Genomic DNA, 17,150 nt, shown 5'->3' on the forward strand with positions numbered 1-17,150 from the left:
TCTTTGCAGAAGAGACGAAACAAATATGCCGCGCACGCTATTTTACATCAATATATTTAGTCAAGTAACCACTCCTCAGTAATGGGGAACGGATACTTGACAAGTCTGATCTCATTTTAGCAACTGCAATATCCCTCTGGGCAAACGCATTTGCACCTGTTTGGCTATATAGGACAAATGTGAATCAGTAATAAACTGCGAATCACAGGATATATTACAACCGATGCCTTGATTAATTAGGGGCATCCGAAGGATACAAAGAACGCAGCTGTGTCAACACTTTTTGCAATTTTTCCCAGTTGACTTGTGTCCCTTTTTTATCATTGGCATCGCCTGATTTATCAAGACGCGTGGCCAATTGACTGACATAGCTTAGATTTTGCTGCAGTGTTTTTTTCTGTTCCTCTGACAAATCCTTACTTAACGCAGGTAATGCGTTGACTAAATCGCGAATCGCAAACGCATGCTGGTGTATGGTCGTTAAATCATCACCACCGAGCACTTGATTAATGGATGCCGCATGCTTATCTACTGCCTCCCAAAGGGCTGGAATCGTTTTGGGAATGGATTGTGTTGACTCTTCAGTAGAATCAGCCATTGCTTGAGAATACCCACAAACCAACAAAACACTGGTGATAAGCCCCAACCAAAAATGGCTTTTTTGTTTCAAAGTAACGTGCTTCATGTTGTTTCTCCTTGTTCTGTTTTATTGAATTGCATCCGCTGTTCTCGCCATACTTCAATGGCGTTATACACCGTAGGTACCACAAACATATTGAGTACAGTAGAAGTAAATAATCCTCCCAAAAGCACCTGAGCTAAAGGGCGCTCCAATTCCTTACCAGCAGGCGAACCCCATAACAGAGGAATTAAGCCAAGTGCTGCTGTTGCGGCGGTCATGAGTACGGGCACTAAGCGATCGAGGGTTCCTTGAATGACCACTTGCTCACGTGGTTGTCCCTGGACACGTAATTGATTGTAGTGGCTCACTAAAATAATCCCATTACGTGCCGCGATTCCAAATAAGGTGATAAAACCAATCATAGCCGCCACACTCATGTTAGCACCGGCAAGAAACAAAGAAATGACCCCACCAATCAAAGCCAAAGGCAAATTGAACATCACAAGCAGTGCCTCACGAAATGTGCCGAAAGCCTTATGAAGCAGGATTAACATGATAAAAACAGCAAGTGCACCAAAAAGAATAATCACGCGAGAGGCTTGCTGCTGACTTTCAAACTGACCACCATACTGAATGAAATAACCGCTGGGCAATGTCACCTTTTCCTTAACCCGTTGTTGCACTTCTTGAATCACACTACCTAAATCCCTCTCTTGCACATTAAAAGCAATCACCAAAACACGCTGCACATTTTCCCGATTAATTGCAAAAGGCTGGGGTTCTAGGCGAATATCAGCTACCGCACGCAAAGGAATTTTAGTTTTCTGATTCTCCGCTCCATGAGCGTCAATCAGCATGTTTTGAATGGCTTTAACACTGTCTCGTCCTGTTTCACTCATGCGCAAATACAAATCAAAGGTTCGCTGCCCTTCAAGAATACTCGACACGGTTATGCCATTCAAAAGAACTTGAACATCCTCGGAAATTTGCCCCACATTAATGCCATAACGTGTGGCTTTTTCTCGGTCAATGGTAATGACCAACTGGGGTACATTAATTTGTTGCTCTTTGTTAACATCCACTATTCCTGGTACGGTTTTTAATAGGACTTCGACTGATTGACCCAGTTCGTTTAATGTCGCAAGATTATCACCAAAGAGCTTCACCGCCACTTGTGCTCTGACCCCTGATAGCACTTCATCCATACGATGGGCAATAAATTGACCCACATTAAACAGCGCTCCTGGGATGTTTGCCAAATCCGCTCGAATGCGTTGCAATAATTCATCCGCAGACATGGTCTTGTCTTTGCCAAAATCCAGGCGCACATCGAACTCACTGATGTTGGGTGGTAGGGCATCTTCGTCCAATTCACTGCGGCCTGCCCGTTGAGCAATGGAAATCACTTGCGGATACTTCAACAAGGTTTTACTGACTTGATTGCCTAAGCGCATGGACTCATCCAGCGAGGTTCCTGGCAACGTACTCATTACAATAATAAAATTGCCCTCATGAAACTCAGGTAAGAAGGAAGTCCCAAAAAAAGGAAGTAAAGCTAAAGCAAAAGCAAATGCACCAATTGCGATAGTCACGACCGTTTTACAATGGTCCAATGACCAATTTAACCCCATTAAAAAATGTTTTTTTAGCCAAATCACAAAACGAGTTTCCGCTTGAGATTGTTTGGCTGCTTCTTCTTCCGTCAAATGATAACGTTCCTCTTGAGATAAAACATGCATCACCACTTTATTCTCTTGCTGTTTTTCACTTTTTCGCACTAAAAGGAGATAACAAAGGGCCGGCACCATAGTAATAGAGACAACAAGAGAGCCTAAGACTGATGCGATATAAGCAATGGCTAAAGGACTAAAAATCCGCTCAGGGATTCCTGACAGAAAGAAAATGGGCAAAAACACAAGGCTAATAATAATGGTCGCATAAACCACGGAACTTCGAATTTCCAAAACCGCATCAAAAACAATTTCAATCGTGGGTAACGGTTTATCGCTCATGCGATTAAGCCTTAAGCGATGGACCACGTTTTCAACGGTGATGATGCCATCGTCCACCACTTCACCAATCGCAATTGCCATCCCACCCAAGGTCATCGAATTGATACCAAAACCAAAATAATGAAGCACCAGGATACCGACAATAAAAGAAACCGGCATGGACAAAAACGTAATAAAAGAAGCTCGCCAATTCATTAAAAAAAGAAACAATACCGCAATGACGATAATTGCTCCTTCAATCAGGGCTTTCGTTAAGTTATGAATAGCCGATTCAATAAAATTGGCTTGACGAAACACCTCGGTAATTAATTCAATCCCTGCGGGCAACGATTTTTTGATATCCGCTAAAGCTTGTTCCACTTTATGTGTCGTGGTTAATGTGTCGGCGCCATAAATTTTAGAAACAGTACCAATCACCGCATGTTCTGCATTATAAGACGCATCACCCCGTTTAATTTCACCACCGAAAGCGACTGCAGCCACATTATCAATGGTAATAGGAACCCCGTTACGGACTACAATCAGTGTTTTTTTAATATCCTTAAGCGTTTTAATCCGTCCAATGGTGCTCACTACGAATTCAGTACCGGCCTGATGGACAAAAGCACCAGGCACATTTTGATTTCCTGTTGTTAACGCTTGGCGCACTTCTTCAACCGTGATGCCATAGGCCAGCATGCGCGAAGGAATAAGCTGCACTTGATATTGCTTGACTTCTCCGCCTAAGGAAACTACAGAAGCCACCCCGCCTAAAGCTAAGAGGCGCGGACGAATAGTCCAATCGGAAATGGTTCGCAGTGTTTCTGGGCTTTCCGTGCGGCTCACCAATGCATATTTAAGCAACCACCCGACCGCTGAGGTGACTGGCAGCATCACCGGTGACGAGACCCCCGGAGGAAGGCGATTTACTACTTGTTGAATACGTTCATTAACCAGTTGGCGATTGCGGTAGATGTCCGTTTTATCATCAAATACCACGGTAATGGTCGATAATCCAACGGAAGTTTTTGAGCGAACACTAGCTACCCCTGGTGTTCCATTAATAGCGCTTTCCAAAGGGTAAGTCACCAGGGTTTCCACATCTTGGGTTGCCATGCCAGGCGCTTGGGTTTGAACTACCACTTGCGGTGGTGCAAATTCAGGAAAAACATCCACCGGCATTCGTTTTAGGGTATAACCACCCAGTAAACAAAGAATAATCGTTAACGCCAAAATCAAAGGGCGATTATGTAAAGACCAGGCAATGAGGCGAGTAAACATTTATTGGGGCTCCTCATGACTGCCGGATTGAAATTTACTACCACCACTAAGCCATAATGTATAAAGCTCACGATTGCCTTGAGTGACAACGAGGTCGCCAGGAACTAAGCCATCTGTAATTTCTGAGAAGTCATCATCCACAGCACCGACTTGAACATCCACTCGCTCGTAAGTATCCCCATTTTGCACAAAAACAAATTGCTCATTATCCGCCTGTAAAAGAGCAGCGTTAGGTATGGCAAGTGCTGCCTCATTACGCGCTAAAATCACATTAGCCCGCACAAACATCCCAGTCTTGAGAAGTCCCTCCTTATTGTCCAAAGTAATTCGCACATTGACGGTACGGGTTAATGGATCAAGATTGGGTTCAATTAAAGTCACTTGGCCTGCAAAAACCTTCTTTGGGTAACTTAAAGCATGAATGTTTACTTTTTGCCCTACTTTAATCTTGCCTAAATCTTCTTCATACACTTGAGCGACGACTAATAATTTATCGCGATTGCTGATGTGAAAAAGAACGGTGTTCGGCTCAACCGCTTGGCCCAAATTGATATTCCTGGCATCAATGATGCCTGCAATGGGAGCTGTGACGGCGACACTTGGTGGAGGATTACCCACTAATCGTGATTGCACTGTGGCTAGACGCTGTCCTGCCTTGACGCTATCCCCTAAATTCACATCAATGGCGGTCACACTCCCACTAATCCGAATGCTGACATCGGCTTGCGCATCAGGTAACAATTGAATTTGGCCATTTAAACCAAGCATTTGCGCCATGGGGCGATTGGTTGCTTCCACCACCTTGATGTCAAGCATTTTAGTTTGTGCGGGTGTTAAATGAACTGGCCCTTTGGCGCCTCCTTCACTCACTTCAATTTCTTCTCCATGGGCAAAGCACCCTTGAATAGGAAAGAGTAAACTAAGAAACAGACTAATTAATGCCATCCTTCTCATTTGCTGCCACCATCTCATTTACTATCCCCATTCCTTTGATACGCTAAATAAGGGCAAAACCCATTGGTTTTACCAGGACCAATCGCCGTACATAAAGCCACATACACTTGCAAATACTTTTCTAAAGTATTGAGATAAGTTGTTTGCAAATCATTTTGTTGTTTTTGCACTTGCAATACATTCAAAAAAGAAATTTGTCCGCTCTCATAAGAATCACGTGCCAATTTGACATTCTCAACTGCTAATTTAAGAGAAACAGTCTGCGTTTCTCTAAGGCTCATTTGAAGTGCTTTCAGTTGGGCATAATTACTCGCTATTTCAGTTTCAATAACTAAATCCAAGGCACGTAATGCCATCATGGCTTGAGTTCCTGTGTGACTGGCTTCTAAAATTCGTCCCTGATTACGGTTTAAAAGAGGAAGAGGAACGGAAAGTGTGATCCCCAAAGTGCGATCAGCGGGTTGGGGTGGCCCCTCTTCCACCACAATTTTATCTTGTTGAACACCAAGCCCTACCGTCCAATCCGCAAAACGCTCGGCTTTGGCCAAACGCCTGTCGGCATTGGCGCGGTGAATCGATAAGGCGATGGCCTGACGATCAGGACGATTTTTAAGGGCTAATGTTTTTAAGAAGGCTAACTCAGAAAGTTTTTTACCTGCGATGACATCCCTCTTAAGAGATAAAGGAGAATTGGCTTCCCGCCCCATCAATTGATTCAGTAGGGCATATTGACTGATACTAAAACTATGCAAAAGATGTTTTTCTTGCCCAATCCGCAGATACTCAATGCGTGCTGCATTCTCATCCAGCTTTGAAATTTCAGCCGCATGATAACGGTTGTGAATCACATCGACAAGCTCGTGGTTTATCCGTAATAAGTAATTCACCTGTTGCAGGCGACGCTCGGTAATCACCGCAGCATAATACGCATTGGCCACTTTGCTGCTTAATTGACGCTCCGCTTCCCTAATTTCTGCCATGGCTTTTAACACATCCAAGCGCGCCACGGTCTTTTGTTTTGCAATACGCCCAGAGATAGGGAATGCTTGGCTAAAACCAGCACTGCGTGAATATTCCCCTTCGTCATTAAATAAGCGATCGTCGTTATTGGAAAGATTAAGACTTGGATTAGGCCAAAGACCTGCTTGGATTAAACGCGCCTTGGCAATAGCCACAGTATAACGGGCTGCTTTTAAATCCTTGTTGTTCGCTAGAGCAATTTGGGTTATTTCTTGAAGGGTTAATACGTTGCCTGCTGTAGCCAGAGAGGAACACAGTAACAGAAACATCATCCAGCAAAAAAACCACCTCATAGAATTATTTTCCATAAATAATAAGACTCAAAATAACTATTAATTCGTCTTACATCGGTACGCTCGACCGACCATCCAATGGTCTGCTACGAAATCATTTTTGGGATTGCCTTCATAAGTTTGCTGATGTTGAGTCACTAAAACCGTGTTAGCACCTAATAGAGCTGCTTCATTTCTTAGGATATTTAATTCATCCTGAATCAAATGATCATGGGATTGATAGGATTGGCTCATGCCATTGCGATCGGAGGCTCTGACTTCCCCTAAAAAAGCGCAGGCTTTGGAAGGCTTACCGGATTGGAGAAGGGTCACTTTTTCTCCCTCAGGAGTTAACTTGGCATTATAAGAACAGCTCACAAGGAGTGCAGAGACCATCAATAGGATGGTGCGTTTCATCTGAAAATGGGTCATGAATTAATCCCTTCTTTTTATTATGTTATTCTCTAGTATCTCCCACCCAATGCCATTAAACAAGAGTGGTGTATTAATTGACGAGGTAGAACAAAAAATAGAAAAGCACGCTATTAGCGAACTTAATGCACTGCTGCAGTAAGACGACTGTTTTGTGCGTTTTCATTTTTTATTCGGCAACTTGATGAATGCCCAAATCAATCGTATCGTTCCTTGTTGCAAGCATCGAATTATAGACACAAACGGAACCATTGATTTTTCTTTGCTTTGCCGCATAACACGCCAAATCCGCTTCTTTAATCACGCTATTCACTGAAGCCGAGTGTGGATTCATCTGAGTGATGCCAATGGAGCAGCCTAGATTAAGCTTCGATAAAATACCTTTTTTGAAGGATTGTTTGGCTACTGTGATAAGATTTTCTGCAATTTTTTTCGCTTCATCCAAGGAGACGTGTTCCATCACAGCAATGAATTCATCACCACCATAACGAGCCACGATATCATCCTTTCGCAATCGCTGCCTTAGGAGTTGTCCAAATGCTGCCAAGGTGTTATCTCCCACATCATGGCCATAACGATCGTTCACGTCCTTAAATTTATCCATATCAATAAAAAGGACAATAACCCATCCATCATTGCTCTTAATTTGCTGAAACCGTGCGTTCAACATTTCAAAAAGAGTCTCTCGGTTATGGCAACCGGTCAGCGAATCGTATTTGACATGATGCCTTAATAGTTCATAGCGATTTTTTAAATCATCCATCACTTCCATCTTTTGAATGGTCTTCGTCATAAGACGACAAGACAAATAAACATAGGTAGCGCCTAATAAAAACACACTGCCATAAAAATAATTAAGACAATGGGGATCAACCAAGAGACCATAAAAAATACTGGCCGAATAACTTAGAATAAACGCGCCAATAAAAACAAGATAAACGAGCCACTGCCAACGATAATGGTTCGTTTGTTGCAGTACGCTTTTAATTAAATAGGCACTACCGATGAGAAAGACAATACCAACCACAATCATAATAACTGGGAACACCATGATTTTGCCTTACGAACAACCGATGCTTCCTATTAGTATAGATCTCTTTTGTTTTTATTCTATGAACAACCGTTTTTTTCATCTTTTGTTCATAGCCTTACCCGTCGTAGTCTCAGCGCATTAACAATGACCGAAACAGAAGACAGTGCCATCGCTGCTGCTGCAATGATAGGGCTTAAAAGTAACCCTGTGAAAGGATACAAAACACCTGCTGCTAAGGGCACACCCAGTACATTATAAATAAATGCAAAGAATAGATTTTGGCGAATGTTGCTCATGGTCATTTCTGACAAACGACGCGCTTTGGCGATACCACGCAAATCCCCATGTAACAAGGTAATACCAGCGCTTTCGATGGCCACATCAGTACCCGTTCCCATGGCAATACCAATGTCTGCTTTTGCCAAGGCCGGGGCATCATTCACTCCATCTCCTGCCATGGCAACAGTGAGGCCTTTATCTTTTAATTCACTCACGATGCGGCTCTTATCTTCAGGCATGATTTCAGCCACTACCTTTTTGATACCGAGGGTACCTGCCACCGCTTCGGCTGTTTTCTTACTATCTCCGGTGAGCATAACCATTTCGATACCGCTTTGCTGCAACTCACGTATTGTTTCAGGGGTGGTCGATTTAATGGGGTCTTCCACCACCAAAAGAGCAACCGTTTTACCACCCACTGCCATGAACATGACTGATGCGCCTTTGCTGCGAAGTTCATCGGCTTTTTCAAAAAGAGAAGTGTTATCACTGCCATGCTCTTGCATTAATCGTGCATTACCAATGGCAATACGATGGCCATTGATTTTACCTATCACACCCATTCCAGTAGGTGCTTCAAAGTCTTCAACCGTCCCCAATGACAATTGTTTTTCTTTTGCTGCCATAACAATGGCAGTGGCGAGTGGATGCTCGCTTTGATGTTCGATGCTCGCCGCAAACGTCAAAATGGCCTCTTCATCAAACTCATCATCAGTGACAATACGCGTCAGTTTAGGATGTCCTTCGGTAAGCGTTCCTGTTTTATCAACTACTAACGTATTGACCTTTTCCATGCGCTCTAAACTTTCGGCATTTTTAATCAAAACGCCACTCTGCGCGCCTTTCCCCACCCCGACCATGATGGACATGGGTGTTGCTAAGCCTAGCGCACAAGGACACGCAATGATGAGTACGGAAACGGCAGCGATTAATCCATAGCTAAAGGCTGGTTGTGGGCCGAACAGTGCCCACAGAATGAAAGACAACACCGCAACCCAAATCACCGCCGGCACAAACCAACCTGAGACGGTATCCGCCAATCGCTGAATCGGCGCACGGCTTCGTTGCGCCTCACTGACCATTTGGACAATGCGTGCCAGCATGGTATCACTGCCCACATGCATGGCTTTCATGATAAAACTGCCTGTCTGATTGATTGTTGCACCAATCACTTTGGCGCCCGCTTCTTTGGTAACGGGAATAGGCTCACCGGTCACCATGGATTCGTCAATAAAACTTCGTCCTTCCAGAACTTCACCATCCACCGGTATTTTTTCACCAGGACGAACACGAAGCTTATCCCCAACGTGCACCTTATCAAGCGATACCTCTTCTTCACCACCATCCTCTTTAATGCGATGGGCACTTTCAGGAGCTAATTTCAGCAAAGCACGAATGGCACTGCCCGTTTGTTCTCGTGCTTTTAATTCCAGCACCTGCCCTAATAAGACCAGAGTCGTAATCACTGCCGCCGCTTCAAAATAAACAGCCACTGTGCCGAATTGACTGCGAAAGGCAAAGGGAAATATCCCAGGAAACAGAACAGCCACCACACTATAAGCCCAAGCCACCCCAATGCCCATGGCAATTAGAGTAAACATGTTTAATTGACGTGTTTTTAGAGAGTGCCAACCACGCACAAAAAAAGGCCAACCACCCCACAATACCACGGGTGTCGCCAAGAGCAGCTGAACCCAGTTTGAGATATTGGCAGAGAGGAAATGCCCAAGTCCATGGGCTCCCATTTCCAACACTACAATAGGAAAAGTAAGAACCAACCCCACCCAAAATCGCCATCTCATGTCGAGGTACTCAGTGCTCGCTCCCTCCTCAGTAGTTATCGATTCCGGTTCTAAAGCCATACCACAAATGGGGCAAATGCCAGGGTTTGATTGGCGAACTTCTGGGTGCATGGGACACGTATAAATGACGGCACCATCGGTTTTAGAAGCCGTGTCTTGCCACTTGTGGAGGCCATGCTCTTTGTGACAACAAGTAGGCTCTTTGTTAGTATGGGTATGTCCTTGGTGATGGTTGTGTTTCATGGTTTTCCCTATCTGCTCTGTGAGTACGCTTTAACTTGATTTACCAAAACAGCGAATATACTTAATGCCCAGCGCCGCCATGACCACCATGCCCACCCGCGCTATGACCTCCATAGCCATCAGACTCTTGTGAACTCTGTTTCACCGCTCCATCACAAGAGCTCAAAAAGGAAGTCGCAAAAACCAGCCCAATGAACACCATAATGATCCTGATTACTTTAAAAAATGACATGAAATACTCCTTCTCTATTAAGACTTTTCCAACTTATTTTTTATAAGTCTTTGCCAACTTATATTGTGCTAAATCCTTCGCAATCAAATCACTGACATCAATCGCATTGGTGACATGACGAATGGTGTTACACGTAATGATTTGCACCCCTTCTATTCCTGATAATAGGGAATAAGCGTCTTGTGCAAACAATGCATGCACCCCAATACAAACAACGGACTTAACTCCTGCTTGGTGTAAATGCTTCACCGTCTCTACCATGGTTCTCGCGGTAGAGATAATGTCATCCACCAATATGGGGGTTGACGATTCAAGCTTAAGTAGATTGGGTACTGAAATAGCCACCTCTTTATCACCATGACGAACTTTTTCCAAAATGACATAAGGAAAAGAACCTTTTTCTGCAATGTCTGCCACCCACTGCTCACTTTCCATATCAGGACCAATAAGAACTGGCTTAGGAACATGATGTTTAATCCATGTGGCAATAGGAGCTGTGGCATGCAAAACAAAAGTGGGAATTGAGTAGATTTCATCTAAAGAATGATAGCGATGCAAGTGCGGATCAATCGTCATGAGCCAATCGAATGAAGTGGATAAAATGTCTGCAAAATAGCGTGATGTAATTCCTTCGCCTTCATGAAAACGTTTATCTTGCCGTAGGTAGGAAAGATAAGGGGCAATTAAGCCGATTTTTTGAGCACCCAATTCTTTAGCTGTTTTGGCAAAAAACAACAAAGGCAGTATTTTTTCATCCGGCTGGTTTAAACTGTCCACTACAATAAGGCTGCGATTTTTAACCTCTGAATCAATTTTTAAGTACCACTCTCTATCAGGGAAACGATGAAAAGTGACCCTACCCACCTCCACTTGAAGTGTCTTTTGTAATTGTCCGGCGATTTCTGAAGAATCAAATAATGAAAATAACAGAGGCTTCAAGAATTTTCTCCTAAAATAATGATGTCTTGTTTATCGCGAAGTAAATCACAAGCGTAATTGAGCTCCCCTGAGGACTCCGAATGAATTGTAAACAAAGGTTCGCCTTGTTCAACGGATTCGCCGACATGGGCATGGAGGTCAATACCCGCCGATTTCGATTTTGGCGCACCAGCAAGCTTAGCTATTTTTGCAAGCTTTCGATTGTCAATGAGGGAGACTTTTCCTTCCTTTGCAGCCACAACAGGATGAGTAAAACGTGCCTTGGTCAATTCCCTCATCCCACCCTGGGCCTCACAAATGGCCTGAAATTTTTTAAACGCTTTCCCACTCTCCAATATTTGTTTCGCAATGGATTTCCCTAAACCCGGTTGAACTTTCGAAGAACACTCTAATGCAGCACCTGCAAGCGTCAACGCTCGTTCACGCAAATCATTGGGGGCATCAGGCAACCCTTGTAATACTGACATTACATCGCGAGCTTCTAACGACGGGCCAATGCCATGTCCTACCGGCTGCGACCCATCGGTCAATATCGTATGGACAACCAATCCTAACTCGTTACCTACCTCCTCAAGCGATTGTTTCAGAAGGAGCGCCATAGACTGATTCCTGACTTTGGCAGTAGGTCCTACGGGGATATCAATGACTGCATGCGTAGCACCTGTTGCAATTTTTTTAGAAAGAATGGACGCCACTAATTGCCCTTCACTATCTAAATCAATGGCTCGTTCCACACGGATGAGCACGTCATCAGCAGGACTTAAACTCACAGCCCCACCCCAGACGATACAGCCGTTTTCTTGTTCAACCACTTGGCGCATCTTTTGGGGACTTAAGTGGACTGGAGCTAAAGTCTCCATGGTATCCGCAGTCCCCGCGGGTGATGTAATGGCACGTGATGATGTTTTTGGAATCATCAATCCAAAAGCGGCCACAATGGGAACTACAATCAGAGTTGTGCGATTTCCCGGCAATCCTCCCACGCAATGTTTATCGACGACCAGAGGTGAAGACCAGGATAAGCGATCACCACTGTCTATCATGGCTTTGGTGAGTTTCATGATTTCCGTACGGGTTAGACGTCCTGCACTACTTGCCGCTAAAAAAGCGGAGATTTGTACATCAGAAAGACGACCGCTTAACACATCATCAATGATGACCTTCATTTGTTCATAAGACAGTTCATTGCCATAAATCTTGGTATGCACATAGCTTAGGGATTCCAAGGGTTTTGGATGGGAAACTTGAATTTCATCGCCTTCTTTGGCATGTAAAGCATCCCAGGCATAATCTGACAAACCAGCTTCCCCTGGAGCTAGAAGCTCTGAGGTCACCACATTAAGGGTGGCTATAATAGAGTGCTGACCTAAAGTCACTTGGATACGGGTCTGTACTTCGAATCCTTCCGAATGACAAACATGACAATCCTCGCGCATGTAAATAATGGCCTCATGGTAGGTTTTAATCCCTAAATGCTTTAAACGAAGCCCATGAGCGGTTTTCTTACTCATAACAACTCCTCCATTTGCAGATAAGAAGGAATGGTGCAAGAAAAACCTAATTGCTTTTCAATCCTCTCTTTTAGAGTTTGAGCACTGTGAGGCTCCCCATGGGTGATAAAGACTTTTTGGGGTGGACGAGCAAAATGTTGTAGCCATTCTAACAATTCCAAATAATCAGCATGAGCTGACGTACTGCTCATAACCACGACCTGGGCTTGTATCGGAATAAGGCTTCCATGAATTTTGACTTGTCTCTCCCCATTCACAATTCGAGCACCACGAGTCCCGCCCGCCTGAAAGCCAGTAAATAACAAAGTGTTTCTAGGATTAGGTGCAAAGGCTTTCAAATGATGCAGAATACGACCTCCTTGCGCCATGCCACTGGCGGCTATGATGATTTGCGGCATGTGATGCCTGTCAATCTCCTTAGATTCCTCAGGTGTGTTCACATAGGTGGCAACATGGCATAACCCTCGACATTGCTCTGCAGTTAAATGATGGTCTTCTTTATAAGTGCAGAGTAAATGAGTGGCATCAATGGCCATGGGGCTATCTAAAAAGACAGGAATGTCTTTGGGAATTTTCCCCTGTCGTTTCAGTTCGTAAATAAAATAAAGAAGGCTTTGCGCTCGCCCTACTGCAAAAGCAGGAATAATAACTGAGCCCCCTCGTTTAACGGTTTGATTAATCACCTGAGCCATTTGAGGCAAAGGATCTGTGGCATCATGCAATCGGTCGCCATAGGTCGATTCCATCACCAGGAAATCCGCTTCTTCAATAGCGCTCGGGGATTTCATGACGGGATCATGAGGGCGGCCAATGTCTCCAGTAAATACAATGGAACCCTTTTTGGTTTTTATTTTGACCATGGCCGCACCGACGATGTGACCTGCACGATGATACTCAAAACTGAACTCGTGGAATAATTGATGCGGGGTATCAAAATCAATGGTTTCAAAATACTGCAATGCAGCCCTGGCTTCTTTTTCAGTATAAAGAGGAAGAGCAGGTTGGTGCTTGGAGAATCCATACTTATTGGCCAAGCGGGCTTCTTCTTCCTGCAGATAACCACTGTCGGGTAATAATATGGAACACAGTGCTTTGGTACCCGGTGTTGCATAAATTTTACCTTGGAATCCGTTTTTTACTAATAAGGGCAAATAACCCGTGTGGTCAATATGGGCATGAGTGATAATCACCGCATCGATGTCATGGGGGTCAATAGGTAAAGGAGCCCAGTTGCGTAATCGTAATTCTTTGTAGCCTTGAAAAAGACCGCAATCAATCAGAATTTTTTTAGAACCAATGGTCAAAAGATATTTTGAGCCGGTGACGGTCTGAGTAGCTCCTAAAAAAGTTAATTTCATCTTGCCTCCATTAAGCCTGCTGTTTTTTTCAAATCCACTTGGCCCCGCCACATCACATAAACCACGGGAATCACAATTAAGGTCAGCACAAGTGCAGAAAAAACCCCACCGACCATAGGAGCTGCCAGACGTTTCATCACATCAGCCCCAATGCCCGTGGCCCACATCACCGGTAATAAACCAAGGATGTTAGCCAACCCCGCCATGGCCATCGGACGAATGCGTGAGACCGCGCATTGTTGCACCATCCGAATCAAATCGGGTAAGGTTTTGAGTACCCCTTTTTCTTTTTGTTCGTTGTAATCGGAATCAAGGTAAGCGAGCATCACAGCACTCGTTTCAGCCGCAACTCCTGCCAGCGCAATCATCCCTACCCAAACGGCAATACTCATGTTGTATCCCAATACATAAAGCAATAAAAAGCCGCCAAATAAAGCAAAGGGAACGCCTAACATCACCATCAAAGTCTCGGTGATGGTGCGGAAAGTAAAGTAAAATAAGACAAAAATGATGGCCAAGGTCAGTGGCACAAAAATTTTAAGTCGCTCATACACCCGTTGCATGAACTCATATTGTCCCGACCAGGCCAATGTATAGCCTGGAGGCAATTTCACTTTGACTTTGACCGCTTGCTTTAACTCCTCCACATAGCCGCCAATGTCTCGGCCGCTGATGTCAATGAACACGTAACCCGCCAACATGCCATTCTCATCGCGAACCATGGCAGGTCCTGAACGAAAGGTTAAAGTCACCAATTGCGCAACGGGTACTTCCGCACCACTGGGTGTTTTGACTAAAATACGATTGAGTTTGTCGGGGTCGTCGCGTAATTCTCGCAAATAACGCACATTCACTGGGTAGCGCTCACGCCCCTCAATCGTGGTGGCAATGTTTTCACCACCCACAGCGGATTCAATGATGCGATTGACATCCATAATGGTTAAACCATAGCGAGCCAACTGGTCTCGATTGATTTGAAAATCAAGGAAGTAGCCTCCAGCCACCCGCTCGGCATAAACCGTACTGGTGCCCTTTACTTCTTTGGCCACCATTTCAATTTCTTTGCCAATGGCTTCAATCTTTTTAATGTCGGGACCAAAAATTTTAATCCCTACAGCCGTTCGAATGCCTGTGGTGAGCATGTCATTGCGCGCTTTAATGGGCATAGTCCAGGCATTACTCACACCTGGGAATTGCAAGGCTTTATCCATCTCGGCCACCAAGCCCTCATAAGTCATTCCTTTGCGCCAAAATTCTTTAGGTTTTAACTCCACAATCACTTCCATCATATTAAATGGAGAAGGGTCGGTAGACGTTTCAGCTCTTCCCGTCTTGCCAAAAACGTGTGCCACCTCTGGAAATGCTTTTAATTTCTTATCCATTTCCTGAAGCAAAGCCGTCGCTTGCGTCACCGAAATGCCTGGTAAGGTCACTGGCATATACAAAATGGTGCCTTCATAAAGAGGCGGCATGAATTCGGAGCCAATGAGTTTATAAAGAGGAATGGTGGCCATAGCCAATACAATGGCAATTCCCACCACGAATTTTCGATACCTCAAAGCAAGCCTCAGCACGGGTGCGTACATGGCTTGCATCCACCGCGTAATTGGATGTTTTTGTTCAGGAATGATTCGACCACGTACCAAAAGAGGCAATAACACAGGAATTAAGGTGATGGCGAGTAAAGCGCTCATGAAAATGGCCAAGTTTTTGGTATAAGCCAAGGGCGAAAACAGCCGCCCTTCTTGGGCTTCCAAGGTAAAAACGGGCATGAAGGAGATGGCAATCACTAAAAGGGATGAGAAAATCGCAGGCCCCACTTCTTTCGCCGAATCAATCAACACTTGGGTGCGATCCCCCGGACTTCCTTTTGCTTCCCAATCGGCTAAGCGTTTATGAGCATTGTCGACCATGATGATGGCCGCATCGACCATATCGCCAACAGCGACTATAATGCCACCAATGGACATGATGTTCAGTCCAACATGTAAGAAATAAATGGGAATAAACGAAATCAAAATCGCCAGCGGCAAGGTAATAATGGGAATGAGTGCGGAACGAAAATGACCTAAAAACACAATAATGAGTAACCCAACCACGACGAGCTCTTCAATCAAGTTCCAATTGGCCGTGGAAATCGCTTCCCGGATTAAATTACTTCGGTCATACACAGGAACCATTTTTATCCCTTCCGGGATGGCTGAAGCTAATTCTTTCAATTTATCCTTGATGCGACCAATCACTTGCAATACGTCTTCACCAAAGCGCATGATGACAATCCCGCCCACGGCTTCGCCTTGGCCATTTAAATCGACCACCCCGCGGCGCATGTCCGAGCCAAGCTGAACAGTCGCCACATCACGTAATAAAATCGGTGTGCCATTGGCATTGGTGCCCACGGCAATTTTTTCAATATCCTCAGTAGACTTAATGTACCCGCGACCACGAATCATGTACTCCACGCCTGAGAACTCAATGACTCGACCACCGGTGTCGTTATTACTCATGCGAATTTTTTCAACAATCTCAGGAACCGATAGGTTGTAGGCAAGGACTTTGACTGGATCCAAATTGACTTGGTATTGCTTGACAAAACCTCCCACACTGGCTACTTCAGACACCCCAGGAACTGCTCTTAACCAATAGCGCAAATACCAATCTTGAAACGTGCGTAACTCAGCCAGGTTATGTTTGCCATTTTCATCCACCAAGGCGTATTGATAAATCCAGCCCACGGGTGTGGCATCAGGCCCCAATTGAGGAGTCACTCCTTCAGGCAATTTTCCAGCCAGCTGACTCATGTACTCCAAGACCCTACTTCGCGCCCAATAAATATCCGTACCATCCTCAAAAATGATGTAGACATAAGAAAAACCAAAGTCAGAAAATCCCCGCACAGCAACAACCTTTGGTGCGGATAAGAGGGCTGTTACAATGGGGTAAGTGACTTGGTCTTCCATCAGATCGGGCGAGCGCCCCATCCAGGTCGTATACACAATGACCTGAGTGTCTGAAATGTCAGGCAATGCGTCCATACGGGTATTCTTCAAGGCAATGTAACCCATGAAAGAAAACCCGAGTACAAAAAGCAACACAATAAAACGATTGCGTGCACAAAATTCAATAATCCGTTCGACCATAAAATCCCTTTATTCCAAGGCCAAATTACGCCTCTTTATTA

At 44.6% G+C, this 17,150-nt stretch carries 12 protein-coding genes; all 12 read right to left on the minus strand.

Features of this window, described 5'->3' with window-relative positions; all coding sequences use genetic code 11:
• Positions 1–232: 232 nt before the first annotated feature.
• Complete coding sequence (locus tag Lpar_RS16205; protein WP_011946123.1) at positions 233–685, minus strand: hypothetical protein; 453 nt, start codon at positions 683–685, stop codon at positions 233–235.
• Positions 682–3,894 carry an efflux RND transporter permease subunit gene (locus Lpar_RS16210; RefSeq protein WP_011946122.1) on the minus strand — a complete coding sequence of 1,071 codons (3,213 nt, stop codon included), beginning with the start codon at positions 3,892–3,894 and terminating at the stop codon, positions 682–684. The genes Lpar_RS16205 and Lpar_RS16210 overlap by 4 nt, the downstream gene beginning before the upstream one ends.
• A complete protein-coding gene (locus tag Lpar_RS16215; protein ID WP_011946121.1) occupies positions 3,895–4,866 on the minus strand; it encodes an efflux RND transporter periplasmic adaptor subunit in 972 nt (323 codons plus the stop codon).
• Positions 4,863–6,161, minus strand: a complete 1,299-nt coding sequence (locus tag Lpar_RS16220) for a TolC family protein (protein ID WP_011946120.1) — start codon at positions 6,159–6,161, stop codon at positions 4,863–4,865. The genes Lpar_RS16215 and Lpar_RS16220 overlap by 4 nt, the downstream gene beginning before the upstream one ends.
• Positions 6,162–6,200: 39 nt before the next feature.
• On the minus strand, positions 6,201–6,572 hold the full coding sequence (locus Lpar_RS16225; RefSeq protein ID WP_011946119.1) for a DUF4156 domain-containing protein: 372 nt from the start codon (positions 6,570–6,572) through the stop codon (positions 6,201–6,203).
• A gap of 169 nt (positions 6,573–6,741) precedes the next feature.
• The gene (locus Lpar_RS16230) at positions 6,742–7,623 is read right to left on the minus strand and encodes a GGDEF domain-containing protein (RefSeq protein WP_027264535.1); all 882 of its coding nucleotides are present in this window, start codon (positions 7,621–7,623) and stop codon (positions 6,742–6,744) included.
• Positions 7,624–7,712: 89 nt separating this feature from the next.
• Entirely contained in the window at positions 7,713–9,929 is a 2,217-nt protein-coding gene (locus Lpar_RS16235; protein ID WP_011946117.1) for a copper-transporting P-type ATPase, read from the minus strand.
• A gap of 61 nt (positions 9,930–9,990) precedes the next feature.
• Entirely contained in the window at positions 9,991–10,161 is a 171-nt protein-coding gene (locus Lpar_RS19155; RefSeq protein ID WP_011946116.1) for a hypothetical protein, read from the minus strand.
• Between the two features lie 33 nt (positions 10,162–10,194).
• Positions 10,195–11,100, minus strand: a complete 906-nt coding sequence (locus Lpar_RS16240; protein ID WP_011946115.1) for a ribose-phosphate pyrophosphokinase — start codon at positions 11,098–11,100, stop codon at positions 10,195–10,197.
• Complete coding sequence (locus Lpar_RS16245) at positions 11,097–12,611, minus strand: thymidine phosphorylase family protein (RefSeq protein ID WP_011946114.1); 1,515 nt, start codon at positions 12,609–12,611, stop codon at positions 11,097–11,099. Before Lpar_RS16245 ends, Lpar_RS16240 begins: the two co-directional genes overlap by 4 nt.
• Entirely contained in the window at positions 12,608–13,969 is a 1,362-nt protein-coding gene (locus Lpar_RS16250; protein WP_011946113.1) for an MBL fold metallo-hydrolase RNA specificity domain-containing protein, read from the minus strand. The genes Lpar_RS16245 and Lpar_RS16250 overlap by 4 nt, the downstream gene beginning before the upstream one ends.
• On the minus strand, positions 13,966–17,109 hold the full coding sequence (locus Lpar_RS16255; RefSeq protein WP_011946112.1) for an efflux RND transporter permease subunit: 3,144 nt from the start codon (positions 17,107–17,109) through the stop codon (positions 13,966–13,968). The genes Lpar_RS16250 and Lpar_RS16255 overlap by 4 nt, the downstream gene beginning before the upstream one ends.
• Positions 17,110–17,150: the final 41 nt, after the last annotated feature.

Source organism: Legionella parisiensis (genome assembly GCF_001467945.1).
In the GTDB taxonomy this organism is placed as follows: Bacteria; Pseudomonadota; Gammaproteobacteria; order Legionellales; family Legionellaceae; genus Legionella; species Legionella parisiensis.